Genomic DNA, 22,904 nt, shown 5'->3' with positions numbered 1-22,904 from the left:
CGCTCAGGCTTTGACCGTCTCCTCATGGCCACGGTGGGTGGTTTTTGCCCAGACCAAGCGCTTGGGAAGCACCGCCATTCGCAGCGTGACCCAGGGAATGACAAAGAACCAATGGCTCAGATAGGCAATTCCCAACAGCAACGAAAACGGATTGGGTTGAGGCAAGGCAGGGCCTTCACTGAAGCGGCGGCACCCCCTCCAATACGCCACGCCTGACACGCCAAACGCCACAATCGACAAGGGCCAGTACACCGGTGAGGATCGCGTGAACACACTGGTGACCAGATCGGCAAAGGAGAGCACAGGCAGGGCGTACTGAAGCAAGAAAAAACAAGCCAGGTCACGTCTCTGGCCAACCGTTAAGCGATTGGATAGCAGCCCCGGCCAGTAATCAAAAAAGCGCTGCAAACCTCCTTCTGCCCATCGTTGTCGTTGCTTCCAAAGCGCCGAAATCGTCTCCACCGCCTCTTCTCGCACCGGTGGATTCCAAAGCAAGGTTGTGCGAGCACCTTGGAGCAAAAAACGAAAACTCAGGTCGAGGTCGTCCGTGACCGTGTCCTCATTGAATCCTCCGCAGGCTTCCAACACATCACGCCGCAGCAACTGCCCGTTCCCTCGCAGTTCAGACACCCCTCCCCCCAATAGGCGCCCCTGCTGAATCAGCGCATCAAAGGCCATCTCCACGGCCTGGACCCGCGTCAGCAGGTTGGTATCGGCGTTCGTCACCGCTTTGCGCATCTGCACGCCAGACCAATCACCCATCACGGCGATCGGAATCAACCGTTCGAGCTGGTCGTCACTGATTTGACCATCGGCATCCAGCACGAGAATCCACTCCCCACTGCTTTGAGCCAACGCCGCATTCAACGCACCTGACTTGCCTCCGCCTGCATTGCGCTGCCTGCGAATCACATTCAGGTTGGGATATTGAGGCTTCAGTTCATCCAGAAGATCTGGCGTTTTGTCTTCGCTGCCGTCATCAACGATCCAGGTCGTGAGTTGGTCAGCTGGATAGCGAAGTGCTCCGAGGCGCTCCATGAGACGAGCCACCACAGCTTCCTCATCCCTGGCCGCCACCACCACGTCCACGTTGGGCCAAGAGGCCAAGCTCTCGACGACCGCGGGCTCCGCAGCCAGGGCTGTCTCCGTGAGAGAGGTCCCATCCCCATCGGTGGCATCGGTGGCATCGGTGGCATCGGTGGCAGGCTCGCTGCTCGCGGGACTCGCGCTCTCATCAGAGCCTCGTAGCGTCGTGCTGAGGGAGTACCCACCGAGCACGAGCGCCAGCGTGAGCGAAGGGATGAGACTCCTGGAGGGATCGAGCCAATGGGGTGCTGCTCCCGCGCAACCACAAGCCACCACAAACAAGGCTGTCTTGCCGCGTCGGCGATCGCCTGTCCCTGCGGCCAACACCCTGTCACCGTTCGAAGTCATGGGACTTTAAGGGGCCTTACCGGGTATGGAACTAGAAGACGGTTGGACCGTGGTCAATGTTGTTCCTGGGTAGTAGTGGCTAAGAATCCGCTCAAAGCTCCAACCTCGAGCCGCCAGATCAATGGCACCGGCTTGCGAGAGGCCCACTCCATGGCCAAATCCTCCACCCTTAAAACGCCATCGATCGGGCCCAAGGGTCTCAATCACAAACAAGGTGCTGGGGAGGCGGCGCAAGGTGCGACGGATGCCATCCAGCCGCAGCATCACCGGCTCCCCGTTCCCCGTCATCTCGATGTCAAGGGCCAGCACCCGTCCACTCGCTCCTCTCGTCTGCACGTTGAGAGCACTGGGGACCCCAGCAGGCAGGCCAGCCGCCCGTAGAGCCTGGGCAACCTGGGCAGCGCTATAGATACGCGACCAACGAAAACGAGGGTGATTCCTGCCATAGACACCATCGCCGCGAGAGAGCAAGCCACTCACAGAGGTGGGGTCCTTAAGCGGCAACGCCAAGCCCTTGATCCATCCCGCTGATCCATCCGCACGGGCCTTTACGTAAGGAAGGGAGTCCATCGCCCAAGCCTCTTCTGCTCCAGCCATCACCCCACCGTTACTGGCGTGATACCAAGCTTGAATCGGCTCGCCGTTCCACGCCAACACCTGCCCAGAGGTCGCACGAATCGCCTGGCGCACCGCAGCGCTGGCGTGGCGGGGATCGCTGTACACCTGGCACTGCGTATCACTGCAAAGGTGATAGCCATCGATCGCAAACCGATGACTATTCGCCAAGGCCCAGGTGCGCGCCAAGACCGCCTGCGCCTCTAACGCCGCCGTCGGCGATCCAGCGCCAATTTCGTGGGGAACCACCCCCTCTAAATAACGCTCAAGCGGAACTTGTTCCAACAACGTCCAACTGCCATAGGCATCCGGCTGCAGACGAAACGGACCGCGCAGAACGCCTCCCTGCCAGAGCAGACCGTTCGGAGCCTCCAGCATCAGCGGACCCTGGAGGGTGCGACCACCCGAGGGGCCCTCCAAGACGGCTTTCATCTCCGTTGTGAGCGTGCGCATCAAGGTCCGCACAGGGACCCCATCCAGAGGCTCAGCATCCATCGGTATCCACACCTCCCAGTTGCTGGGATGGGCAACACGGGCGAGCACGCCTTGATCACGCCATCGGCTCGCAATCCGTTCCGCTGATTCAAAACTGGCGTAGGGACCGGCAATCTTGCGGGCCACCTCCACAGGAACAGCCAGAGGAGCCAGTCGCCAGCTGAGACGCAGCGCCCTTCCCTCGGCAACCTCAGCTCCAGAGCCATCCCGCAAGCGCAGGGACTGCTCGCCAGCACTCTTCAAGGTGAGCAAAGGCCCGGACCGTTGCGTGGTGGTGCCGCGGCCGAGGTGATCGTCCAGGGCCACCCATAAGGGCGCTTCATGGGCTTTCGGCGGCAAAGGAACCGATCGATGGGTCACAACAGCAGGAGGGCCCGGTTCGATCGTCGCTTCTTGCGCGCGGCAGCTGCAAGCGATCGCACTCACCAACGCCAACGGAACAACGACCCGGCGCTTCAGCCAGCCAAAGGGAGGAGTCAAGAACACGTCCGCTGCAACTGGATTCAGCATGACGCGGCTTGAATTGATTGGCTTTCAGGAAGGCAACGTTCTATGGTTGTCGCTTATGCCGCGTGCAGCCAGACCCATGCCCAAGCTCAAGACCCGCAAAGCAGCCGCCAAGCGGTTCAAAGCAACAGGCACTGGCAAGTTCATGCGTCGCCGCGCCTTTCATAATCACCTTCTCGATCACAAATCGCCGAAACAGAAGCGTCATTTGAAGACCAAGGCTGTGGTGGATCGCACCGACGAGGAACGCGTCACGCTGATGATGCCCTACGCCTGAGCTCAGTCCTGAGTCCTGCCAGGTGGTCATCCACGCAGGACATTCTTCCTTCAACTTCTCCACATCTGATTCATGGCTCGCGTCAAGAGAGGCAATGTTGCCCGTAAACGCCGCAATAAAATCCTCCGTTTAGCCCGTGGTTTCCGCGGCAGCAACGGAACACTCTTCCGTACGGCAAATCAACGCGTCATGAAGGCGCTTTGCAATGCCTACCGCGACCGTCGTCGTCGCAAGCGTGATTTCCGCCGTCTCTGGATTGCACGGATCAATGCAGCAGCACGCATGAATGGCGTGAGCTACAGCCGTTTGATTGGCGGTCTCAAGAAAGCTGATGTGCGGATCAACCGCAAAATGTTGGCCCAGATGGCTGTTGTCGATCCTGCGAGTTTCGCCAACGTTGTGAATGCCACTCAGGGTTAATGATCAGTCCCCGACGGGACGTTTCTTGGGTCTGACATGAATTCCTTGCTGCCTCAGACCTATTTATTGGGCCTGATTGGCCTCTTGGCGATCGTCGCTGTTGTCGGCGGTCGCCAATTTTTACGGGTTCGCCGCGACGAACAAAGCTTGCTCAAGATGGAGCAAGAGAAGGTTGCGTCCTCCAAAGACGCAGGCGCTCTCTATGAGCTGGCGTCCGTTCAATTGCGCAAGCGCCTGTATCCGCAGGCGATTGTGACCTTGCGCCAGGCCGTGAAAAGGCTCAATGACGAGCCCGATGAAGCGCGCGCTCTGATTGAGAATGCTCTGGGCTATGCCTTAGCTGCAGAGAAGGATTTCACGACCGCCGTACGCCATTACAAGGCAGCTCTCCGAGCCAAAGAGGATTACCCAGTGGCCATCAATAATCTCGCTTTTGCCCAAGAGAGACTCCTAGAAAACGAAGAAGCCTGTGAGCTGTATCGCCAAGCACTTGTTCTTGACCCTAAAAACAAAACAGCGCGTAAGCGGTTAAATCGCTTGGAACGCGCTGCCGCGAATGGGAAGAACTCCAATAAAGCTTCACCAAAGGGCCCGGATGGGCGCGGATTCTGAAACAGCACAGCTACGCGACAGGTCCAGACGTCCTCCAGGGTTCGTCAGTCTTGGAGCATCCCACCCAGCCAAAGAAAAGGCTTGCAACCCTAAAAACCTTCCACCAATTTCCAGGTCATTGGTGAGATCAGGAGACAAGGGCAAAAGGTCAAGCTGATCAGATTTCGCATTGAGATTGCCCTGAACAGGCGTAGAGATCGCGCCGATGCGCATCTCTCCACGCAAATCCACCATCTGCCCCATGGGCTTCAAGCGGGTCAGGGTTAATTCCACATCCACAGTGGAATTCGACTCAAAGGAGGTGTAATTTCCGCACCATTGGCGTGGCAGGGTTGCAGCGAGATCAGCAGCACGCGCGACAGGATCAAAACTCTCAACAGATCCCTCAAATTCAAGAGGTATGGCTAGTTGTGAACTATCAAACGATTGGGAAGACTCAAACGGTGCCTGAATCTCAACCGGTATGTCTATGACGGGTGGAACTGGCATGCAACCAATAGATGATTGGCGCAGGGTAGGGCGGTTGCGGCCTGCTTGACCGCATCACGATCCGGTTCTCCAACCAAACCGCAACTGACCACAATGGATCCGACCCACTCTCACGACGAAGCACTCCATATCGGAGGGCGCAGCTTCAACAGCAGACTGATCACCGGGACAGGCAAATACCCAAACCTGGAGGCCATGCAGCTCAGCCTGGAGCGCTCAGGCTGTGAGATGGTCACGGTTGCCGTTCGGCGCGTTCAGGCGGTCGCTGAGGGGCATGCAGGCCTCATGGAAGCCATTGACTGGTCACGCATCTGGATGCTTCCCAATACGGCGGGGTGCACCAACGCCGAAGAAGCCGTGCGGGTGGCCCGGCTTGGCAGGGAGCTCGCCAAGCTGGCGGGTCAGGAAAACAACAATTTTGTGAAATTGGAGGTCATCCCAGACAGTCGTCATTTACTGCCCGACCCCTTTGGAACCTTGGAAGCAGCAGAAATGCTGGTGAAGGAGAACTTCACCGTGCTGCCCTACATCAATGCCGACCCCCTCTTGGCCAAGCGTTTAGAAGACGTGGGCTGCGCCACCGTGATGCCTTTGGGATCCCCCATCGGATCAGGTCAGGGCTTGCGCAATGCCGCCAATATCCGCCTGATCATTGAGAGCGCCAAGGTGCCGGTGGTGGTTGATGCGGGAATCGGCGTGCCCAGTGATGCAGCTCAAGCGATGGAGATGGGCGCCGATGCCGTTCTCATCAACAGCGCCATCGCCCTCGCGGGACAACCGCCCCTGATGGCAGAAGCGATGGCTTCTGCCGTGCAGGCAGGACGCCAATCCTTGCTGGCTGGCCGGTTACCAACCCGTGCCGAAGCCTCTCCGAGCTCCCCCACCAGCGGACGCATCAACAGCTAGCCACGCACAATGCACTCACCGCCTCGTACAGCGCCTTGTACAGCGCCGCATAAACCGCCTGGATGTAACAGCACATCTCAGGCCATGAAGGAGCATGGCGAATCAAAGCGCACCCACCATCAACTCCATAAGGTCCCGTTCAGTTGCAGCTCAATCCATGCAGGTCACACAAGAAGATGGCGGTCGCCTCAACGCCTTCGCGAAGGAACCTCGCATGGAAGTGATCAGCGACGGAGCCTCTCTCAGCAACGGCTCTCGGCTGCTGATCATCTCCGGCGCAGTGCTTGTGATCGCCCTCATGGCTCTGTCCGTAGCCGTCAGCTAAAAAGCCTGTAGTAGCTTGCCAGAAATCAGCGGCTTGCTCGCTTCAGCAGGAGTTTGGGGTGAAAGTTCTCGTTTTAGGTGGTGACGGCTTCTGCGGCTGGCCTTGTGCGGTGAATTTGGCGGACCAAAATCACGATGTTGTGATTGTGGACAACCTCAGCCGTCGCAAGATCGATATCGACCTTGAGGTGGAGTCGTTAACGCCGATCGTGAGCATCGGTGAACGCCTCAACGTCTGGGAAAGCATTGGCGGCAAGCCCATGCGATTCATCCATATGGATATCGCCCACGAGTACCAACGGCTCCTCGACCTCATCATCGAAGAAAAGCCCGACTCCGTGGTGCACTTCGCCGAGCAGCGCGCCGCTCCCTACTCGATGAAGAGCAGCGCCACCAAGCGCTACACCGTTGACAACAACGTGAACGGCACTCACAACCTGCTGGCCGCGATCGTGGAATCGGGCCAAGACATCCACGTGGTGCACCTGGGCACGATGGGGGTGTATGGCTATGGCTCCCACCGTGGCGCCACCATTCCTGAGGGCTACCTCAAGGTGGAAGTGCCCCAGCCTGATGGCAGCCGTTTTGAAGAGGAAATTCTTCATCCAGCCAGTCCTGGCAGCGTCTATCACATGACCAAGACGCTCGATCAGCTGCTGTTCCTCTACTACAACAAGAACGACAAGGTCAGAATTACGGACCTTCACCAAGGGATTGTTTGGGGCACCAACACGGAGGCCACGGATCGTGATCCACGGCTCACCAACCGCTTTGATTACGACGGTGACTACGGAACGGTGCTGAACCGCTTCCTGATGCAAGCCGCGATCGGATACCCCCTCACCGTGCATGGCACCGGCGGTCAAACCCGCGCCTTCATCCACATCCGTGACTCGGTGCGTTGCGTCCAGCTCGCACTCGAAAATCGGCCTGAGAAAGGCGAACGGGTCAAGATCTTCAATCAAATGACCGAGAGCCACCAAGTGGGCGAATTGGCCAAGAAGGTGGCTGCCTTAACAGGCGCTCAGGTCAACAATCTCCCGAATCCACGCAACGAAGCCGTTGAAAACGATCTGATCGTGGACAACCGCTGTTTCATCGAACTGGGGCTCAAACCCACCACCTTGGATGACGGCCTCTTGAAGGAGGTGGTGGAAATCGCCACTCGCTATGCGGATCGCTGCGACCGGAATCGCATCCTCTGCACATCGGCCTGGACCAAAACCCAAGCCCAAGCCATTGGCAACGCCTCCTGATCGGGACGAACCCTTGAGAATCGCCTTCTTTACCGAAACTTTCCTCCCCAAAGTCGACGGCATCGTCACCCGGCTCACCAAAACGGTGAAGCATCTGGTCGATGCCGGAGATGAGGTGGTGGTGTTTTGTCCGGAAGGTGCACCCAGCAACTACATGGGAGCCAAGGTGGTGGGCGTTCCCGCCATGCCCTTGCCGCTCTACCCAGAGCTGAAGCTGGCCTTGCCGCGGCCTGCGGTCTCCGAAGCCATCGATGCCTTCCAGCCAGACCTGATCCACGTCGTCAATCCAGCGGTTTTGGGTTTGGGAGGCATCTGGCTCGCCAAGAGCAAATCCATCCCCCTCATCGCCAGCTATCACACCCATCTGCCGAAATATCTCGAGCACTACGGCATGGGCATGCTCGAACCGTTGCTTTGGGAGCTGCTGAAAGCAGCGCATAGCCAAGCCGTGCTCAATCTCTGCACCTCCACCGCGATGGTGCAAGAGCTCAGTGACAAGGGCATCCAACACACCGCCCTCTGGCAGCGAGGCGTGGATACGGAGCTGTTCCGGCCCGAACTGCGTAGCCAAGAACTCCGTCAACGCTTGCTCGGTGCATACGACGACCGCGGCTCACTGCTGCTGTACGTCGGGCGGCTCTCGGCAGAAAAACAGATCGAACGGATCCGCCCCGTGCTCGAAGCCTTGCCCGATACCCGACTGGCGCTCGTCGGCGACGGACCCCACAGGCAACAGTTGGAGAAGCATTTCGAAGGAACGGCCACCACCTTTGTGGGCTATCTGGCTGGAGAAGAACTTGCGGGGGCCTATGCCAGCGGTGATGCCTTCCTCTTTCCCTCCAGCACCGAAACCCTGGGCCTTGTGTTGCTTGAAGCAATGGCCGCCGGCTGTCCGGTGGTGGGAGCCAATCGCGGCGGCATTCCAGACATCATCAGCGACGGCGTGAACGGCTGTCTTTATGAACCAGACGGGGCCGATGCAGGGGCGGGGAGCTTGATCGAAGCCACCCGCAAGCTGCTCGGCAATGATCTCGAACGTCAAACCCTCCGCAATGCCGCCCGCTCGGAAGCTGAGCGCTGGGGCTGGGCCGGAGCCACAGAACAATTACGCGGCTACTACCGCCAAGTGCTCTCCTCAGAGATCTCCTCAGCGGCGTAAATCAAGTCTGCTTACGGTTGCGGTTCCAGACCTCAATCACTTTTTTGGCCATCGGCAGCGCATGCACTGAACCACCACCCGGGGTGTTTTGAGCGAAGGCCACCACGACAATCTCGCCGTTCGGGTAAGGGGCATAACTGGCAAACCAGGCATGATCTGGACCGCCCGTGCTGTCCTCCGCCGTACCGGTCTTACCGGCCGCAGGAGGAATGCCCTCCCCATTCAGGCCGTAGCCGGTGCCGTCCTCCACCACCTTGCGCAAACCTTGACGGATCTTGGCCAGGGTTGCTGGCTTGATCGGCACCTTGGTACGCCGCGATGGAGCCGTCCAATCCAAACCTTGATCGGCCAGATGGGGGGTGACGAGCCAGCCACCATTGGCAAACACGCAGTAAGCCCGTGCCAGTTGAAGTGGGGTGATCTGCACCACGGACTGGCCAATCGACGCAGAAGCCATGTCCTCTGGAATCCAAGGCGTGGACCCAGGCTCCGCCCAGCCGCGGCCCTCCTTCGCCCAGGCTTCATCTCCCACGAGACCCACATTTTCCTCCCAACCAATCTCAATCCCCGTCTTGCGCCCAAAGCCAAGCTGGGTGGCCGCCTTCTTGAGAGCAAGCGAACCAGAACCCACACCCACTTGATAGAAAAACGTGTTGCTGGAGAAGCGCAGGGCATCGGCGTAGCCAATCCGGCCAAAGCCAGCGCCATTGTGATCAGGGAAACAGTGACCGCCGTAGGTGATGCAAGCGGTGGTGTTCAACTTGACCTCAGCTGGAAATTTGCCTGACGCCATTCCTGCCATCGCTGTCACAGGCTTCCACGTGCTGCCAGGGTCATAGGCATTCATGGCACGGCTCAACAGCGGCTTTTTGGGATTGGAGAACAGCGCGTCGTACTCCTTCTGCGTGGTAACCAGTTTCGAGAAAAAATTGGGGTCAAAATTCGGCTTGCTCGCAAGCGCCAAGATCGCTCCGTTGCGAGGGTCCATGGCCACGATTGCGCCGCCAGGCTTATCAGCCAAAACCTGTTCAGCCACCTTCTGAAGATCAAGATCGAGCGTGAGGGTGAGGTCTTTGCCCGCCACGGAGGGACGATCGCCTAAGTGCCTTTGCACCTCACCCATGGCATTCACTTCAAGCATTTGACCGCCCCATTCGCCCCGTAAATGGGACTCGTAGGCCGCCTCAACGCCGATGCGACCAATCCGATCGCGAATTTTGTAGCCCCGATCAGCCAGGGCGGTGTACTCCTCCTCCGTGATCGGCTGGGTGTAGCCGAGGGTATGGGCTGCCAGCGTTCCGTGGGGATAGGCGCGAAGAATGTCCACGTCCACTTGAGCTCCCTTCAGGCCGAGGGATTGCTCCCGGAAACGCAGCACCTGCTCAGGGCTGAGTTCACTGGCCAAATTGATGCGGTAACCATTGCGGTCTGGGCCCGACTGGCGCCGACGATCCAGGGTGGATGGGTTGAGATCGAGAAGACTGGCAAGCCGGTCGCGCAAGGCCGGCCAGGCCGCATCATCCACCAAGCGCGGCTCCACATACAGCGAATAGGTGAGCTTGCTGGAGGCCAAAACCCGCCCTTTGCGATCAAGAAGACGGCCACGCGTTGGCGATCTGGGTACCAAGCGAATGCGATTTTCATCCGCCAACTGCCTGTAGCGGGGGCCCTCCAACACCTGGAGCCAGACCAAGCGAGCAACCATGGCGCTGCAAAACAACAGCACCAATCCGAACAAGACCAGGGGCTGCTGGCGCAATCCACTTTGACGCTGAGCGTCCCTTTGGGGAGAAGCAGAGCGCGTCATGCCCCTTAGCTCTCTTGCTCGAGCTGAGCTTCCAAGGCCTGCAGCCGCTGCGTAATCCTTGCCAGAACCTCATGCAACTGCTGTTCTTCCTCTTTCGGTGACCTGCCTTCTTCCAAAACGTCGACCACTTCATCTGAGGGCTCCTCCACAGCCACTTGCACAGGCATCACCGGATTACCGAGCCCAGGACTCACTTGATCCAGTCGTTCCCGTACACCCTTCGCGGCCGTTTCACCTTCATCGCGCAACTCGCGCAACGGATCTGGCGCCCCTGAAGTGAACGACTCCACCACCTTGGCAGGACCCCCAGCGCGAGCCCGCTCCACCAAAGCAAGCCCCACAGGCAGCACGTCCTGCATCAATGCCAATCTCAGGGAGTCAAACGGTTGGTTGTCAGCCATGAGCAGACCCGAACTCAGCGCACTCCAGTCTGCTCCGGAGGAGGCAAAAGTGTCGGACAACTTGAATTAGACGACCCAAGCCACCAGCCACCCACGCCTGTGATCACCAACAACGCCACCGCAGGAGCCAAGGCGTGATGGGTGGCTTCTAAGGAAAGCCATTCCCCCCACGAGCGCCAAAAACGGTCACGAACGAAGCGACGACGCTCCCAGGTTTCCTGCTTGGCGCGTCTCCGATACGACTTCTCGACCCAACGCTCGAACGACCGCTTTTTGGTGATCGCCATCTTGCGCTCCACCTCGAGCAGATGACCGGAACTCAGCTCGGGGTGAAACGTCCCAATCAGTTCCAAACTTTTGAGGAACATCTCCACGGCTCCGTCCTTGATCTCCCGATCGGAATTGTTCAGCGAGGTCCAGTCGAGCTCTGGATAGAAGCGACTGCGATTCACAGCAATCTGCTCTTCCGGGAGCTGGCCCGGTTCGCGCAACCAACGATCCGTATTGCTGTCGAAGCGACGCCAATACAAGAAAGGATTGATGTAGATCGTTTTCCCTGCCAACAGGATGCTGTCTTGCTGAAGACGGCGCTGAAGCTGGAGGTCCTGCTCTTGAGCAGCGGTCAAGGGATTGATGCCGGGCGCCAAGGTTATCGACGCTGAGGCCTGTTCACCAGCCCCTTAAACAGCCTCATTCCCACTCAATCGTTCCTGGCGGCTTGCTGGTGATGTCCATCACCACACGATTCACTCCTTTCACCTCATTCACGATCCGATTGGAAATCGTTTCCATCAGGTCATAGGGAAGCCTTGACCAATCAGCGGTCATGCCGTCCTCACTCGACACACAGCGCAGCACGATTGGCCAGGCATAGGTGCGCTTATCGCCCATCACACCCACGGAGCGCACGGGAAGAAGCACGGCAAACGCTTGCCAAATCTCGTGATACAGCCCCGCCGCATTCACCTCCTCGCGCACAATCAGATCGGCATCACGCAAACAATCAAGCCTTTCCTCCGTCACTTCGCCCAAGATGCGAATCGCCAGTCCAGGTCCAGGGAAAGGATGACGACTGACGATCTCCTCGGGCAACCCGAGTGTGCGGCCCACCTTGCGAACTTCATCCTTGAAGAGTTTGCGTAGGGGCTCCACCAACTTGAAGCGCAAATCCTTAGGAAGCCCTCCCACGTTGTGATGGCTCTTGATCTTCACCGCCACACGCTCTCCGGTTTTGGGATCCACGTTGGTGCCAGCACTCTCAATCACATCCGGATACAGCGTGCCCTGGGCGAGGTAATCGAAGGGGCCAAGGCGCTTGCTCTCCTCTTCAAACACACGGATGAATTCCGTACCGATGATTTTGCGCTTCTCCTCTGGGTCTGTAATGCCATCAAGCTTCTTAATAAACCGATCGCGAGCATTGATGTACTCCACATGAATATTGAATTTGCGATCAAAAAACTCCATCAAGAATTCAGGCTCGCCTTTGCGCATGAAGCCTTGATCAATAAACATGCAGGTGAGTTGATCTCCAATCGCTTTCTTCAATAAAAAAGCAAGGGTTGAAGAATCCACACCGCCTGACAAGGCAAGCAGCACGCGCTTTTTGCCAACCTGCTCACGCACATTGGCAACCGCTTCATCGATAAAAGCCTCCGTGGTCCAATCCGGGTCGCAGCCGCAGATGTGATACACAAAATTGCGAATCATCACCATTCCACCGGTGGAATGAACCACTTCAGGGTGAAATTGAACGCCATATAAACGTCGACTGTGGTTCGCAATCGCGGCCTCAGGCGTATTCGCTGTTTGCGCTAAACGCACAAAGCCATCTGGCAAGGCCTCTACGGAATCACCGTGACTCATCCACATCGTGGATCCACTCTCCACATTCGTGAGAAGTTCCGTTGGGTCATTCACCACGAGCGGAGCCTTGCCGTATTCGGCCTTACCCGTGGCCGCCACCACCTGACCACCAAGCTGCTGAACCATCAACTGCATGCCGTAGCAGACCCCCAGCACCGGGATGCCCAGATCCCAAATCGCTGGATCACAGAGGGGAGCTTCATCGGCATAGACCGAACTCGGGCCTCCGCTGAGGATGATTCCACGAGGAGACAAAGCCCGTAATTCTTCAGCGCTGGTGCTGTAGCCCAACACCACGGAGAAGACCTCCGTCTCACGAACGCGGCGTGCAATCAGTTCCGAGTACTGAGAACCGAAATCAAGAATGACGATGGCCGGTTTGCGCTGACCTTCGCTCTGGACTGATGACATACCGCTCTAGGACCGTCAAAAGAACGGCCTTCCAAACCTTCAGTTCCCTCAGCGTAGAGAAGGATCAAAACCGGCCTCTCCCCCTTGCAGATGAATGCCCAGTCCGCAACGCGCGAGAAGGGAGTGCCCTGTCAAGCCAGTCCAACGCAACTGGCGTTGGCGATCAAAGAGCGCCGCACCGACCCGCATAGGCCAGGCGCCATAACGCTTTAGATAGGCCTCGCTTCGCCCTTCAACCGCCTGTGCAATCGCTTGCCAAACCCGATCCGCCTCGGCGCAATCTCGCTTCTCGAGCTGTTGAAGCGCCGATTCCATCGACGCACAACCCAGCAGCTCTTTGATCAGATCCACACCGAGTCCCTGCTGCAGGGCAATCGCCGCAAGAACCTCTAAACGACCATCCGCCAAATGGTGGTGAGTGTGAAAAATCCCGCCAGCCAATTTGACCAGCTTTCCGTGATAACCCAGCAACAGCAGGTTGCTCACCCCCGCTTCCGCACTCGCCACAAGCAATGGCCCAATCCAGTTCCCTGCCTTCAGCAAAGGCTGTTGATCGGCAAGACCCAGCTGATGGGCGAGATCAAGCCCATTTTCCCCAATCACCAGGGTGAGCGATCCGCAGAAGTCGGAAGCTCCCGCAATCAACTGAAGAGCATCAAGGCTGGCGCGCAGCTGATCGGGCGATGCACTCGACTGCACCTCCGCTTGCGTGCCAATCAAGGCCAAACCATCCACCACGCCAAACGCCGCATTACTGGTGCGCTGGGCCAGCTCGCGGCCACGCGGAAACACAACTTCCAACTGCAGACATTGACCAGGAGACACCAGGTCTCGCAGATTTGCCTCCAACAAACGGCGAGCAAAGTCAGAAGCGCAAAGATCACCTTCACGCCCCTTTCGGCCAATCCCCTCCCCCGGCACGATCTCTAACCAACCTGTCTCTAAGCAACCTGTTTGCGATTGACTCCAACGCGCCTGAACCCAAATTTCTAAATCCCGCGTGAGATCAAGACCTGGACCTGGATCGCAGCGGCTGATCGCCAACGCTTGCTCACCCCCATGCAAGGGTGCTGCCGATTGCACGGGCACGCCTAGGGCCTGATCGCGACCTGGAATCTGCAGCGATTGTGGATTTTCAAACGTCTGCCCACACAACACCTGCGTAGCCGCGCGAGCTGCAGCGGCAACCCAGACGGGGAGAGTCAGCCCTGAGGGGAGATCTGTGAGGGATTGGGTGATACCGAATTGCAAGCGGATCGTTTTTTAGAATGGACGATTGGCGCTCTTCCGGACGTGCAGGACAAGCTCACCCTGATGATCCCCGGACCCACCCCGGTGCCAGAAACGGTTCTGAAAGCGATGGGACGCCATCCCATCGGGCACCGCAGCGGTGAGTTTCAAGCGGTGGTGGAACGGACAACGGCTCAACTGCGCTGGCTGCATCAGACCAACAACGACGTGCTGGTGATCACCGGTAGCGGCACAGCGGCGATGGAAGCTGGAATCATCAACACGCTCAGCCGCGGAGATCGGGTGATCTGTGGCGACAACGGCAAGTTCGGCGAGCGCTGGGTGAAGGTGGCGCGTGCCTACGGCCTTGAGGTGGACGTCATCAAGGCGGACTGGGGACAACCCCTCGACCCAGACAACTTCCGGACCGCGTTAGAAGCCGACAGCGACAAAACGATCCGCGCGGTGATCTTGACCCATTCAGAAACCTCCACAGGGGTGATCAACGATCTTGAAACGATCAGCCGCCATGTCCAAGCCCATGGCACAGCGCTGACCATCGCCGACTGCGTCACCAGCCTCGGCGCAACCAACGTGCCCATGGATGACTGGAAGCTGGATGTGGTCGCATCTGGATCCCAAAAGGGCTACATGATGCCTCCAGGACTCAGCTTCGTCGCCATGAGTGAGCGGGCTTGGACGGCCTACGAGCGCTCGGATCTGCCCAAGTTCTATTTGGATTTGGGTCCCTATCGAAAAACGGCCGCGAAAAACAGCAATCCGTTCACGCCGGCCGTGAATTTGTACTTCGCTCTTGATGCTGCCCTGGAGATGATGCAGGCAGAAGGTCTAGAAGCAATTTTTGCCCGCCATGCGCGTCACCGCGATGCAGCACAAGCGGCCATGAAAGCGATCGGCTTGGCACTGTTTGCAGCCGAAGGCCATGGAAGTCCGGCCATTACGGCAGTCGCACCTGAAGGAATGGATGCGGAATTGCTGCGTAAAACCATCAAAGATCGCTTCGACATCCTGTTAGCTGGCGGTCAAGACCACCTCAAAGGAAAAGTTTTTCGCATTGGCCATCTCGGATTTGTATGCGATCGAGATGTCTTGACGGCCGTCGCTGCCATTGAAGCCGTGTTGCATTCCCTCGGCTTGCATAAGGGCCAGATGGGTGCTGGACTTACTGCCGCATCTGCCGTTTTAAGCAATAATTAGAGGAATAATTCATTAGCTACAGCTACGGGCGTGAGATAGAATCACGCCTATGCGGGTGTAATTCAGCGGTAGAATGTCAGCTTCCCAAGCTGGACGTCGCCGGTTCGAATCCGGTCACCCGCTTTGTCAAGATCTTGGTTTAATCAACTGCATCACTTGAGGTCCGACGGTGCCAGCACGCCGCTCCTGTTCTAGCGCTTTCAAAATTAGGGACCCTGAAGACGAAACATCGCCGGCTTCAGCTGCAGATTGTGCTTGCTGAAATAACACATCAGCTTTAGCAAGATGCTCCTGTTTTTGATTGGGAGCAGATTGCACCATCGTTGGAGTTCTATCGAGGACCGAAGTCAACACTAACTTCACTTTAGTGACAATAGTCTAACGAATGAATCCAACATCAATCGCAACTCAAGTACCAGGCTCCTCGATGTTGCCTCCAAGTTCTGCAATCTGACCTCGAAGCAACTCACATCTGCTGTCATCACCACGGGTGATTGCAACAGCAAGAGCGAATTCCAACTTTTCGAGCTGGTGACCACCTTCAAAAAAACTTTGATGGTTGCGCGGCAGGACTTGACAAGTCGCTGCAGAATTGACCGATGGATGAGCCATAGGTGGCTTTCTTCAAATTGTGCCACCCACGAAAGGCGTTAGGCAGCCAAGTCTTGCTCCGAGCACATAACAGGGTTGGGGTGATCCACCCATTGAGGTTCAGAACGCAGCAAGAGATCTCGGCAGTCGGTTAGCAAGCGATCCACCCCATCAAGACGTTCCAACTCGTCTTTGGGCATGGCGTTGGCCTCAGAGGACTGGCGTTCCAGCTGCAACTCCAAGCTCTCAAGCCGATTCTCGAGCTTGATCAGCCGTTGCGATAAAGCGTTCAGAGTCTGCGCCACGTCCTCAGCGGTCCGGGTAATGCGGAAGGAAACGGACTGGGTCATCGCCCCAACAAACAGTTGTGCCCCGATAACAGCACATCACAACCGTGCGAACCAGACTAAGGATCAATCTGCAGCGTGGTGTTCATGCCCCCACTCACAACGGTGCTCCTCTACCTCTTGGCCGGAACGAGCATGGGGTTGCTGGCCACTCGCACCGGAATTCCTGCTGCTCCACTGGCAGGCGCACTGATCGGAGCAGCCATGGTGAGCATGAGTGGGCGTCTCGAGGTCGCCCAATGGCCAGCAGGCACCAAGACCTGTCTTGAGATTGCCATTGGCACCGTGATCGGTACAGGCCTGACTAAAGCCTCACTCGATCAACTGCAGCAGTTGTGGAAGCCTGCCGTTTTGATCACGCTCACCCTCGTGCTCACCGGCATTGTGGTGGGGCTGTGGAGCAGCAGGCTGCTGGGCGTTGATCCTCTTGTCACCCTTCTGGGTGCAGCACCTGGAGGCATCAGCGGCATGAGCCTGGTGGGGGCTGACTACGGCGTTGGAGCAGCCGTTGCGGCACTGCATGCCGTTCGCCTAATCACAGTCTTGCTGGTCATCCCTGTTGTTGTGAAATTGCTCACTCCGCTTGGGCTTGGTGATTCCTGACGGAGACCTAGACAGAACGCTTTCAATCGATACTTTGGCCTGATCGCTTCATTGGTTCTGCCATGGTTCGTCTGCGCCAGCGCCTTGCCCTTTTACTGCCCGTGGCTGGACTGGCAGGACTGACTTTCATCGCTCCACCTAGCGCCTCCAGCTCCGTTGATTCGGCCGCGAAAGGAGCTCAGATTTACTGCTTCATGCGCAGCAATGGAAATGATCACAAAGTGAGCTGGGAAGCGGCTTATGCCCTGATCAAACGCCAAAAAAGCGGAATGTTCAAGACATCACCAGAACATGCGGCGGTGATGATCACAGAAGCTGTGGTGAAAGAACCGGGTAGCTACCCAGATTGCGGCAAATATCTCGGCGATCTCTTCGGTTCATCCAAAGGTTCGAATGGCCTGCAAAGCACCATCGACAGCACGATCAATCCTGCAGCTCCATCAAGCTCGTCTAACACCTCAAGCTCGTCCAACACAACCTCCTCCGACTGGAGCGAGGACGACCGCTACAGCTATTGACTTTCCCTTCCATGCGATTCATTCCCATCCTGATGATTGGCGGTTTGCTTCTCACAGGTTTGGGCTGCCGCAGCCGATCCGAACCGAAGCCCTCCAGCGTTTCCGCTGAAACATCCATTGCCGATTGCATGTCAGATCTTGATCTGAACAAGCTCGATCAAGCACTCCAACGCTGCAACGAAGTTGTGGACGCGCATGCAGACAAACCAGCCGCGCTCGCCGATCGCTCGCTGTTGCTTACCTTGATGGGCAAGACCGACCAAGCCTGCGCAGATGTGACCCAAGCCATGGCGCTACTGCGCCAAAGCAAGCGATCCACGGATCCGATGGTGGTGCATGAACTGAATGTGCGTCATAAATCCTGCAAACAACGGGACAGCATCGTGGGCAACGGCTGACGCTCGAGCGTGACGCGACGCGGACCCAGCAGCAGTTTAATCCGTTCCGCTTTGCTAGCCACCAAAGCGTCCACAAGCTGATCGGCAAGGCCAAGCTGAAGCCAATGGCTGATCAGGCCTCCTTCTTTACCAATGCGATGGCAACGATCTTCCGCCTGATCGATGTCTCCAGGCGTCCAAGGCCGTTCCAAGAGCACCACATGCTGAGCGCGGTGGAGCGTAAACCCAAGCCCACCGGCAGCAAAGGTGGCCAGGAGTAAGTCGGTCTCCCCAGCTTGAAAGCGGTCGACAGCCAACTGCCGCTGCTCAGGTTTCTGCCGGCCTGTCAGCAAAACGCCTCCCAGGCGTTCGTGGAGCAGCAGCAACGGATCCACAAAGCTGCTGAACAAGACGATCGGCTTGTGCTGCTGGCGCAAACGCTGAATCAACTGTTGCGCAGCCGGCAACTTGAATTCGGCTGCAATTTGCCGCAAAGCTGTCAGGACCGCCAAGGATTCGGCATCAGACCGCACCAATCCCTCCGCCACCCGCTGGCGATAGTCATCGATGACCAGCCGCAGGCGGTAATCAAAACCCTTGAGCTCCTCAGCGTCGAGATCGATCCCTTCAAACATCCTCTGTTTGGGGGGGAGGTCCAAAACCTGCTGCTTTCGACGATGCAAAACCAGCGGTCGGGTCAAGCGTCGCAGCTCGTCCAATCGACTGGCGCCTGTGGTTTGCCAACGCTGCCGTCCGCCCTGCTCGCGGAAATGCCCCTGACAAAACAATTCCTCATAGGAGTGCTGATCCCGAGCAATGGGATGGTCCATGGCAGCGAGTAAGGGATACAGCTGATCAGGCCGGCCGTTCTTCATGGGTGTGCCCGTGAGCATCCAAATGGCTCGCAGGCGGGGATGCCGGGCAAGACGCAAAAAACCCTGGGTGCGTTGCGCCCGCAGAGTTTGGGCGTAATGGGCCTCATCGACGAGCAGCAAGGTGCCCGCCTCCGGGAGCTCAGACGGAAGGCGCGCCCAACTACAAAGCTCCGGCATGAGCTCAAGGGCCGCGGCCTCACGGCGCCAATGCGAATGCAACCCCACAGGGGCCACAACCAACAACCGCAGCGGCAAGGCGCGCAGCAAAGCTCTCGCCGCCAGCAACACGGTGAGGGTTTTACCGAGACCCATCTCATCGGCCAGCACCGCCCCGCGCCGCGCTAACAACCAGCGAGCACCAGAGCGCTGATGAGGCATTGGTAAGCGGCCGTCACGCAAGCGTTGATCCAGATCAGCGTGCGCAATCAGCTCTCGATGAGGCGGCAGAGGGGGGAGCGGATGACGATGCCAATGCAACCAACGCATCAGCTCCTCATCCACCCGGAAGCGCCGTTCAAACCGTTGCAACAGAGCCTCAGCTGCCGCAAGCGGAAATTCCCAACCCAGCCGAGAACCACGCCATACGCCCCGGGGACGAATTCTGCGCATCTCCGCATGGGTTACCGCATCGAAGGGGTAACGAGCCTGCACCAATCCAGACGGAGTCAATCCCAGCGTGCACGCTGATGGTGATGAAGCCGTGATTCAGATTCAAGGATTCAGACGCTAATCCTCTCAACAGCTCTGAAGTGCCCTAGCCCACACAAGCCTGACTGGTCTATTCACTGATCTATCGATCAATCAAAAACTGCATGACCTTGAAAATGCAGCGTTCGACACGTTGACGAACCCTGCCCTCACGTCAGACTCCCCGTAGCTGAGGTATCGGGATGCACAGCCGGGATGCGGTTTTCCTAGAGGATCTCTGTCCCAAGCTGCGCAATCGACGCTGGCGTCAATCGATCCATCTCCACACCAGCAACCGTTGCATTTATTGCGGCAAACCTTCTGAATCCATCGACCATGTGTTCCCCCTGAGCCGGGGGGGGATGAGCGTGACTGAAAATTGTGTTCCAGCTTGCCTGTCGTGCAACGGACAGAAATCTGACGCCGATGTTTTTGATTGGTACCGGCGTCAACGCTTTTATGATCCGCGCCGCGCCATGGCGATTCGTGCCTGGATTGATAGCGATCTGAGCCTCGCCATGAAATTGCTGCAATGGGCTCAGCCTGAACACAACCAACCACCCCATTCTGAACGGCCAAAAGGCTCCCACCCCCATGGGGATGACGAACAGAACTGGGGGCTTCGTACGGCCTGATCACCACACCCGACAGGCCGCCTCCGAGTGATACTGCTCACAGATCGAGGCGCTTTGTTCAGGCCGATCTGGAGCCAGCAAGAAGGCGCCCGTCACCAGAGCCGCTGCCAAAAGCGCTGAAACCGTGCGAAGCCTTGGAGTGTCTTGGGCCTGGGCACGATCACGACGCGACAGCCGACCCTGAGGCAGCATGGAATCCCGTGAGGGGACCAGTGAAAAGGAAGAATCAGCCACAACGAAACTGCAATTAATACGTTTGTACTGATGCTGAACGCTCTTGTCAACCGTTGTGTTCCACTCCCACCGGATGCCACGTTGTGCATCCTCGGCGCTGGATTCAGCGGGGGCCATCTGGCCCAGTTGTCCAAAGCGCTTGGAACGAGAGTGATCTGCACGCGCCGCCGCCCAGAATCCAGCAGCGATGATCTGGCCTTCGACAGCGCCCAGGGGATCGTGCCAAGCCACGACGCGCTCGCCTCCGTCACCCATCTGATCAGCACCATCCCACCCAGCAAAGAGGGAACGGATCCCGTGCTGTCGTGCCTAGGAGAGCAGCTGCAGCAGCTGCCCCTGCAATGGGTGGGCTATTTCTCCACCACAGGCGTCTATGGGAATAGCCATGGCAACTGGGTGGATGAAACCCACGAGCCCCAACCCACTCAACTCCGCAGCCAAAAACGGTTGGAGTGTGAGCAGCTTTGGCGCAACAGCGGCCTGCCAGTCCAGATCCTGCGCCTACCAGGGATCTATGGGCCTGGCCGCTCCCCCCTAGCTGCCATCCGCTCAGGCAACCTGACGCCTGTGGATCAACCAGGGCAGATGTTCTGCCGAATCCATGTGGATGACCTCGCAGGAGCCTGCTGGCATCTCATGCATCGCGCCGCAGCAGGACAGCGACCAACGGTGGTGAACATCAGCGACAACAGACCCGCCTCCCGGCTCGAGCTTCAACGGTTTGCCGCTGAACTCTTGGGATGCACCCTCCCAGCAGCGATCCCCTTCAGGGAAGCCCAAGCCAGCATGAGCCCCATGGCACTCTCGTTCTGGGCAGACAACCGCAAAGTGAGCAATGCGCTCTTGCGAGACGAGCTGGGGTACACCTTTTTGCATCCCGATTTTTCCTGCGGGCTCAAGGATTGTTTCGATGCGGAAGGCTTCAACGCGATGAATCCTGAACCCGAGGTGGAGCCTTAAGCATCGGCAATTCGTGCAACGGAATCGGCTTGTCTGAATCGGTTTCCGTGAGTCCCGCATCCTCGAACAACCGCTGCCATTGCACTTCAATCCAACCCTTCCGCAACGCCGTTCCCAACCCATAAAGCAATAACCCCAGGAGCAACCAGCGCAGCATGTCCTTCTCTCAACCCTCCCCTGACGCTACCGACCGCCTGGTGATTGCTCTCGGTGATCCTGCTGGAATCGGCATGGAGGTGACCTTGAAAGCCCTCGCCGATCCACGACTGCCCGAGGAACTGAACCCCCTCGTTGTGGGTTGCCGAAAAAGTTTGGAGCAAACGTACGCCAGGCTGAAAACCCAACAGTGCCCCCTCCTGATCGACCCCAGCGATCTCGACATGGACGACCTTCCGATCCATGACGAGATCACCCCTGGGGCAGCGAGCCCTGAAAGCGGGGCAGCCAGTTTTCGCTGGCTGAGCCATGCCGTCTCGCGTGTGAAACAGGAGCACAGAAGAGCTCTGGTCACAGCACCCATTGCGAAACATGCCTGGCATGCCGCAGGACATGACTATCCGGGCCAAACAGAACGCCTGGCAGAACTCGACGGCGCACCGCAAGCTTCGATGCTGTTCACAGCCGTCTCACCCAACCATGGCTGGCGGCTGAACACCCTTCTCGCCACAACGCATATTCCCCTTCAACACGTTCCCGCTGCACTCACTCCCGAGCTCGTACTCCGCAAGCTGGACGTGCTGAGCGCGTTCTGCCTGAGGTTCAATCCCAACCCACGCCTACTCGTCGCTGGCCTCAATCCCCACGCTGGAGAACAGGGCCGCCTTGGCAGCGAAGAAACAACCTGGCTGATCCCAGCACTCCACCAGTGGCAGCAGAACCATCCCCACATCCATTTGAGCGGACCGCTGCCTCCCGACACCTGCTGGCTGAGCGCAGCCATGGCCTGGCAGCGGGGAGGCCAACCTGAATCACCCGATGGGATCCTTGCGCTATATCACGACCAAGGCTTGATCCCCATGAAGCTGATGGCCTTCGATGAGGCCGTCAACACCACTCTGGGACTGTCGTTCTTGCGCACCTCGCCAGATCATGGGACCGGCTTCGACATCGCAGGACAAGGGGTGGCGAGATCGACAAGCATGGTGGCAGCGATTCGGGCCGCCTGGGACCTCAGCCGGGTTTAACGCGCATCAACACCTGACCAAATTCCACAGGGGTGCCGTTCTCCACCAGGATTTCAACCACCTCACCAGCCAGCTCAGATTCGAGCTCGTTCATCAGCTTCATGGCCTCAAGGATGCAGATCGTTTGGCCTACACCGATGCGGGTTCCGATCTCAACGAAAGAAGGTTCTCCTGGCGCCGGAGCTCGGTAGAAGGTGCCCACCATGGGCGCCGTCACCTCCAACAGGTCTGAACGAGATCCAGCCGGCGGCGGCGGGGTTCCTGCGGGTAACTCAACAGCAGGACTGTCCTGGGGGGGCGCAACCGGTACAGACGCCACGGGCGCCAAGGGTGCAGCCACCGTGGTGACAGGAAGGTTGCGACGCACTTCCAAACGGAAGTCGTCTCCCTCGAGGCGGAATTCCTGGATATCGCTCTCGACGAGAGCGGCAAGCAGGGTGTGAAGCTGATCGTGGTCGAGCTGCAT

The 22,904-nt window shown here is 58.1% G+C and carries 29 protein-coding genes and 1 tRNA gene; 15 read left to right on the top strand and 15 right to left on the bottom strand.

Annotation, left to right across the window (positions count from 1 at the left end; all coding sequences use genetic code 11):
• Positions 1-3 precede the first annotated feature (3 nt).
• A complete protein-coding gene (locus SYN8016DRAFT_RS13690; RefSeq protein WP_006855014.1) occupies positions 4-1,434 on the bottom strand; it encodes a glycosyltransferase family 2 protein in 1,431 nt (476 codons plus the stop codon).
• 6 nt (positions 1,435-1,440) lie between these two features.
• On the bottom strand, positions 1,441-3,054 hold the full coding sequence (locus SYN8016DRAFT_RS13685) for a SpoIID/LytB domain-containing protein (protein WP_006855013.1): 1,614 nt from the start codon (positions 3,052-3,054) through the stop codon (positions 1,441-1,443).
• A 76-nt stretch (positions 3,055-3,130) separates the two neighbouring features.
• On the opposite strand from SYN8016DRAFT_RS13685, the gene rpmI reads away from it, so the two are divergent.
• The 3 genes from rpmI to SYN8016DRAFT_RS13670 all read left to right on the top strand — a co-directional run bounded on the left by rpmI (position 3,131) and on the right by SYN8016DRAFT_RS13670 (position 4,360).
• Positions 3,131-3,328 (top strand): 50S ribosomal protein L35, encoded by a 198-nt coding sequence (gene rpmI / locus SYN8016DRAFT_RS13680; RefSeq protein ID WP_006855012.1) that lies wholly within the window; start codon positions 3,131-3,133, stop codon positions 3,326-3,328.
• 72 nt (positions 3,329-3,400) lie between these two features.
• On the top strand, positions 3,401-3,748 hold the full coding sequence (gene rplT / locus SYN8016DRAFT_RS13675) for a 50S ribosomal protein L20 (RefSeq protein WP_006855011.1): 348 nt from the start codon (positions 3,401-3,403) through the stop codon (positions 3,746-3,748).
• A gap of 36 nt (positions 3,749-3,784) precedes the next feature.
• Complete coding sequence (locus SYN8016DRAFT_RS13670; protein WP_006855010.1) at positions 3,785-4,360, top strand: tetratricopeptide repeat protein; 576 nt, start codon at positions 3,785-3,787, stop codon at positions 4,358-4,360.
• Here the strand turns inward: SYN8016DRAFT_RS13670 and SYN8016DRAFT_RS13665 are convergent.
• Positions 4,328-4,849, bottom strand: a complete 522-nt coding sequence (locus SYN8016DRAFT_RS13665; RefSeq protein ID WP_006855009.1) for a hypothetical protein — start codon at positions 4,847-4,849, stop codon at positions 4,328-4,330. The genes SYN8016DRAFT_RS13670 and SYN8016DRAFT_RS13665 overlap by 33 nt on opposite strands.
• 93 nt (positions 4,850-4,942) lie before the next feature.
• Here SYN8016DRAFT_RS13665 and SYN8016DRAFT_RS13660 point away from each other — a divergent pair, with 93 nt between their 5' ends.
• The 4 genes from SYN8016DRAFT_RS13660 to SYN8016DRAFT_RS13645 all read left to right on the top strand — a co-directional run bounded on the left by SYN8016DRAFT_RS13660 (position 4,943) and on the right by SYN8016DRAFT_RS13645 (position 8,494).
• Positions 4,943-5,755 (top strand): thiazole synthase, encoded by an 813-nt coding sequence (locus SYN8016DRAFT_RS13660; protein WP_006855008.1) that lies wholly within the window; start codon positions 4,943-4,945, stop codon positions 5,753-5,755.
• Between the two features lie 157 nt (positions 5,756-5,912).
• Entirely contained in the window at positions 5,913-6,080 is a 168-nt protein-coding gene (gene psb34 / locus SYN8016DRAFT_RS13655) for a photosystem II assembly protein Psb34 (protein WP_006855007.1), read from the top strand.
• Positions 6,081-6,138: 58 nt separating this feature from the next.
• On the top strand, positions 6,139-7,335 hold the full coding sequence (locus SYN8016DRAFT_RS13650) for an NAD-dependent epimerase/dehydratase family protein (RefSeq protein ID WP_006855006.1): 1,197 nt from the start codon (positions 6,139-6,141) through the stop codon (positions 7,333-7,335).
• A gap of 13 nt (positions 7,336-7,348) precedes the next feature.
• Positions 7,349-8,494, top strand: a complete 1,146-nt coding sequence (locus SYN8016DRAFT_RS13645) for a glycosyltransferase family 1 protein (protein WP_038014997.1) — start codon at positions 7,349-7,351, stop codon at positions 8,492-8,494.
• 1 nt (position 8,495) lies between these two features.
• On the opposite strand, the gene mrdA is transcribed toward SYN8016DRAFT_RS13645, so the two are convergent.
• The 5 genes from mrdA to cbiD all read right to left on the bottom strand — a co-directional run bounded on the left by mrdA (position 8,496) and on the right by cbiD (position 14,218).
• On the bottom strand, positions 8,496-10,301 hold the full coding sequence (gene mrdA, locus SYN8016DRAFT_RS13640; protein WP_006855004.1) for a penicillin-binding protein 2: 1,806 nt from the start codon (positions 10,299-10,301) through the stop codon (positions 8,496-8,498).
• A 5-nt stretch (positions 10,302-10,306) separates the two neighbouring features.
• Positions 10,307-10,702, bottom strand: coding sequence for a hypothetical protein (locus SYN8016DRAFT_RS13635; protein ID WP_006855003.1), 396 nt, complete (start codon positions 10,700-10,702; stop codon positions 10,307-10,309).
• 14 nt (positions 10,703-10,716) lie between these two features.
• Positions 10,717-11,328 carry a hypothetical protein gene (locus SYN8016DRAFT_RS13630; RefSeq protein WP_038014995.1) on the bottom strand — a complete coding sequence of 204 codons (612 nt, stop codon included), beginning with the start codon at positions 11,326-11,328 and terminating at the stop codon, positions 10,717-10,719.
• A gap of 64 nt (positions 11,329-11,392) precedes the next feature.
• A complete protein-coding gene (guaA, locus tag SYN8016DRAFT_RS13625; protein WP_006855001.1) occupies positions 11,393-12,979 on the bottom strand; it encodes a glutamine-hydrolyzing GMP synthase in 1,587 nt (528 codons plus the stop codon).
• A 48-nt stretch (positions 12,980-13,027) separates the two neighbouring features.
• Complete coding sequence (cbiD, locus tag SYN8016DRAFT_RS13620; protein WP_050802764.1) at positions 13,028-14,218, bottom strand: cobalt-precorrin-5B (C(1))-methyltransferase CbiD; 1,191 nt, start codon at positions 14,216-14,218, stop codon at positions 13,028-13,030.
• A gap of 54 nt (positions 14,219-14,272) precedes the next feature.
• Between cbiD and SYN8016DRAFT_RS13615 the strand changes: the two genes are divergently transcribed.
• Positions 14,273-15,427, top strand: coding sequence for an alanine--glyoxylate aminotransferase family protein (locus tag SYN8016DRAFT_RS13615; RefSeq protein ID WP_038014988.1), 1,155 nt, complete (start codon positions 14,273-14,275; stop codon positions 15,425-15,427).
• 51 nt (positions 15,428-15,478) lie between these two features.
• A tRNA-Gly gene (locus SYN8016DRAFT_RS13610) sits at positions 15,479-15,550 on the top strand.
• A 3-nt stretch (positions 15,551-15,553) separates the two neighbouring features.
• Here SYN8016DRAFT_RS13610 and SYN8016DRAFT_RS13605 read toward each other — a convergent pair.
• The 3 genes from SYN8016DRAFT_RS13605 to SYN8016DRAFT_RS13595 form a co-directional block, all read right to left on the bottom strand.
• Entirely contained in the window at positions 15,554-15,748 is a 195-nt protein-coding gene (locus tag SYN8016DRAFT_RS13605; protein WP_006854998.1) for a hypothetical protein, read from the bottom strand.
• Positions 15,749-15,835: 87 nt separating this feature from the next.
• On the bottom strand, positions 15,836-16,039 hold the full coding sequence (locus SYN8016DRAFT_RS15885) for a hypothetical protein (RefSeq protein ID WP_006854997.1): 204 nt from the start codon (positions 16,037-16,039) through the stop codon (positions 15,836-15,838).
• A 38-nt stretch (positions 16,040-16,077) separates the two neighbouring features.
• A complete protein-coding gene (locus tag SYN8016DRAFT_RS13595; RefSeq protein ID WP_006854996.1) occupies positions 16,078-16,368 on the bottom strand; it encodes a hypothetical protein in 291 nt (96 codons plus the stop codon).
• An 84-nt stretch (positions 16,369-16,452) separates the two neighbouring features.
• On the opposite strand from SYN8016DRAFT_RS13595, the gene SYN8016DRAFT_RS13590 reads away from it, so the two are divergent.
• The 3 genes from SYN8016DRAFT_RS13590 to SYN8016DRAFT_RS13580 all read left to right on the top strand — a co-directional run bounded on the left by SYN8016DRAFT_RS13590 (position 16,453) and on the right by SYN8016DRAFT_RS13580 (position 17,884).
• On the top strand, positions 16,453-16,968 hold the full coding sequence (locus SYN8016DRAFT_RS13590) for an AbrB family transcriptional regulator (RefSeq protein WP_006854995.1): 516 nt from the start codon (positions 16,453-16,455) through the stop codon (positions 16,966-16,968).
• A gap of 62 nt (positions 16,969-17,030) precedes the next feature.
• On the top strand, positions 17,031-17,486 hold the full coding sequence (locus SYN8016DRAFT_RS13585) for a DUF6554 family protein (RefSeq protein WP_006854994.1): 456 nt from the start codon (positions 17,031-17,033) through the stop codon (positions 17,484-17,486).
• Between the two features lie 11 nt (positions 17,487-17,497).
• Positions 17,498-17,884, top strand: coding sequence for a hypothetical protein (locus tag SYN8016DRAFT_RS13580; protein ID WP_006854993.1), 387 nt, complete (start codon positions 17,498-17,500; stop codon positions 17,882-17,884).
• Here SYN8016DRAFT_RS13580 and SYN8016DRAFT_RS13575 read toward each other — a convergent pair.
• The gene (locus tag SYN8016DRAFT_RS13575) at positions 17,839-19,347 is read right to left on the bottom strand and encodes a DEAD/DEAH box helicase (protein WP_038014986.1); all 1,509 of its coding nucleotides are present in this window, start codon (positions 19,345-19,347) and stop codon (positions 17,839-17,841) included. The two genes, SYN8016DRAFT_RS13580 and SYN8016DRAFT_RS13575, sit on opposite strands and share 46 nt — an antisense overlap.
• A gap of 281 nt (positions 19,348-19,628) precedes the next feature.
• Here SYN8016DRAFT_RS13575 and SYN8016DRAFT_RS13570 point away from each other — a divergent pair, with 281 nt between their 5' ends.
• Positions 19,629-20,060, top strand: coding sequence for an HNH endonuclease (locus SYN8016DRAFT_RS13570; RefSeq protein ID WP_006854991.1), 432 nt, complete (start codon positions 19,629-19,631; stop codon positions 20,058-20,060).
• Here SYN8016DRAFT_RS13570 and SYN8016DRAFT_RS13565 read toward each other — a convergent pair whose 3' ends face one another.
• A complete protein-coding gene (locus SYN8016DRAFT_RS13565; protein WP_038014963.1) occupies positions 20,061-20,252 on the bottom strand; it encodes a hypothetical protein in 192 nt (63 codons plus the stop codon).
• A 72-nt stretch (positions 20,253-20,324) separates the two neighbouring features.
• Between SYN8016DRAFT_RS13565 and SYN8016DRAFT_RS13560 the strand changes: the two genes are divergently transcribed.
• Complete coding sequence (locus tag SYN8016DRAFT_RS13560; protein WP_006854990.1) at positions 20,325-21,254, top strand: SDR family oxidoreductase; 930 nt, start codon at positions 20,325-20,327, stop codon at positions 21,252-21,254.
• Here SYN8016DRAFT_RS13560 and SYN8016DRAFT_RS13555 read toward each other — a convergent pair.
• Entirely contained in the window at positions 21,217-21,411 is a 195-nt protein-coding gene (locus SYN8016DRAFT_RS13555; protein ID WP_038014960.1) for a hypothetical protein, read from the bottom strand. The genes SYN8016DRAFT_RS13560 and SYN8016DRAFT_RS13555 overlap by 38 nt on opposite strands.
• On the opposite strand from SYN8016DRAFT_RS13555, the gene pdxA reads away from it, so the two are divergent.
• On the top strand, positions 21,410-22,438 hold the full coding sequence (gene pdxA / locus SYN8016DRAFT_RS13550) for a 4-hydroxythreonine-4-phosphate dehydrogenase PdxA (protein ID WP_006854989.1): 1,029 nt from the start codon (positions 21,410-21,412) through the stop codon (positions 22,436-22,438). The two genes, SYN8016DRAFT_RS13555 and pdxA, sit on opposite strands and share 2 nt — an antisense overlap.
• Here pdxA and accB read toward each other — a convergent pair.
• Positions 22,425-22,904, bottom strand: coding sequence for an acetyl-CoA carboxylase biotin carboxyl carrier protein (gene accB / locus SYN8016DRAFT_RS13545; protein ID WP_006854988.1), 480 nt, complete (start codon positions 22,902-22,904; stop codon positions 22,425-22,427). The genes pdxA and accB overlap by 14 nt on opposite strands.

Origin of the sequence: Synechococcus sp. WH 8016 (assembly GCF_000230675.1) — a bacterium.
GTDB lineage: Bacteria > Cyanobacteriota > Cyanobacteriia > PCC-6307 > Cyanobiaceae > Synechococcus_C.
This window is presented reverse-complemented; position numbering and strand designations above follow the sequence as displayed.

Excerpts from the sequence above, each read along its gene's own strand:
- SYN8016DRAFT_RS13690 (WP_006855014.1), bottom strand. The coding sequence starts at position 1,434 with ATGACTTCGAACGGTGACAGGGTGTTGGCCGCAGGGACAGGCGATCGC.
- SYN8016DRAFT_RS13565 (WP_038014963.1), bottom strand. The coding sequence starts at position 20,252 with ATGCTGCCTCAGGGTCGGCTGTCGCGTCGTGATCGTGCCCAGGCCCAA.
- SYN8016DRAFT_RS13595 (WP_006854996.1), bottom strand. The coding sequence starts at position 16,368 with ATGACCCAGTCCGTTTCCTTCCGCATTACCCGGACCGCTGAGGACGTG.
- SYN8016DRAFT_RS13590 (WP_006854995.1), top strand. The coding sequence starts at position 16,453 with ATGCCCCCACTCACAACGGTGCTCCTCTACCTCTTGGCCGGAACGAGC.
- guaA (WP_006855001.1), bottom strand. The coding sequence starts at position 12,979 with ATGTCATCAGTCCAGAGCGAAGGTCAGCGCAAACCGGCCATCGTCATT.
- SYN8016DRAFT_RS13670 (WP_006855010.1), top strand. The coding sequence starts at position 3,785 with ATGAATTCCTTGCTGCCTCAGACCTATTTATTGGGCCTGATTGGCCTC.
- rpmI (WP_006855012.1), top strand. The coding sequence starts at position 3,131 with ATGCCCAAGCTCAAGACCCGCAAAGCAGCCGCCAAGCGGTTCAAAGCA.
- SYN8016DRAFT_RS13665 (WP_006855009.1), bottom strand. The coding sequence starts at position 4,849 with ATGCCAGTTCCACCCGTCATAGACATACCGGTTGAGATTCAGGCACCG.
- SYN8016DRAFT_RS13660 (WP_006855008.1), top strand. The coding sequence starts at position 4,943 with ATGGATCCGACCCACTCTCACGACGAAGCACTCCATATCGGAGGGCGC.
- SYN8016DRAFT_RS13605 (WP_006854998.1), bottom strand. The coding sequence starts at position 15,748 with ATGGTGCAATCTGCTCCCAATCAAAAACAGGAGCATCTTGCTAAAGCT.
- SYN8016DRAFT_RS13635 (WP_006855003.1), bottom strand. The coding sequence starts at position 10,702 with ATGGCTGACAACCAACCGTTTGACTCCCTGAGATTGGCATTGATGCAG.
- SYN8016DRAFT_RS13560 (WP_006854990.1), top strand. The coding sequence starts at position 20,325 with ATGCTGAACGCTCTTGTCAACCGTTGTGTTCCACTCCCACCGGATGCC.
- SYN8016DRAFT_RS13580 (WP_006854993.1), top strand. The coding sequence starts at position 17,498 with ATGCGATTCATTCCCATCCTGATGATTGGCGGTTTGCTTCTCACAGGT.
- SYN8016DRAFT_RS13585 (WP_006854994.1), top strand. The coding sequence starts at position 17,031 with ATGGTTCGTCTGCGCCAGCGCCTTGCCCTTTTACTGCCCGTGGCTGGA.
- SYN8016DRAFT_RS13575 (WP_038014986.1), bottom strand. The coding sequence starts at position 19,347 with ATGCGCAGAATTCGTCCCCGGGGCGTATGGCGTGGTTCTCGGCTGGGT.
- accB (WP_006854988.1), bottom strand. The coding sequence starts at position 22,904 with ATGCAGCTCGACCACGATCAGCTTCACACCCTGCTTGCCGCTCTCGTC.
- SYN8016DRAFT_RS15885 (WP_006854997.1), bottom strand. The coding sequence starts at position 16,039 with ATGGCTCATCCATCGGTCAATTCTGCAGCGACTTGTCAAGTCCTGCCG.
- mrdA (WP_006855004.1), bottom strand. The coding sequence starts at position 10,301 with ATGACGCGCTCTGCTTCTCCCCAAAGGGACGCTCAGCGTCAAAGTGGA.
- SYN8016DRAFT_RS13685 (WP_006855013.1), bottom strand. The coding sequence starts at position 3,054 with ATGCTGAATCCAGTTGCAGCGGACGTGTTCTTGACTCCTCCCTTTGGC.
- SYN8016DRAFT_RS13555 (WP_038014960.1), bottom strand. The coding sequence starts at position 21,411 with ATGCTGCGCTGGTTGCTCCTGGGGTTATTGCTTTATGGGTTGGGAACG.
- rplT (WP_006855011.1), top strand. The coding sequence starts at position 3,401 with ATGGCTCGCGTCAAGAGAGGCAATGTTGCCCGTAAACGCCGCAATAAA.
- pdxA (WP_006854989.1), top strand. The coding sequence starts at position 21,410 with ATGTCCTTCTCTCAACCCTCCCCTGACGCTACCGACCGCCTGGTGATT.
- psb34 (WP_006855007.1), top strand. The coding sequence starts at position 5,913 with ATGCAGGTCACACAAGAAGATGGCGGTCGCCTCAACGCCTTCGCGAAG.
- SYN8016DRAFT_RS13570 (WP_006854991.1), top strand. The coding sequence starts at position 19,629 with ATGCACAGCCGGGATGCGGTTTTCCTAGAGGATCTCTGTCCCAAGCTG.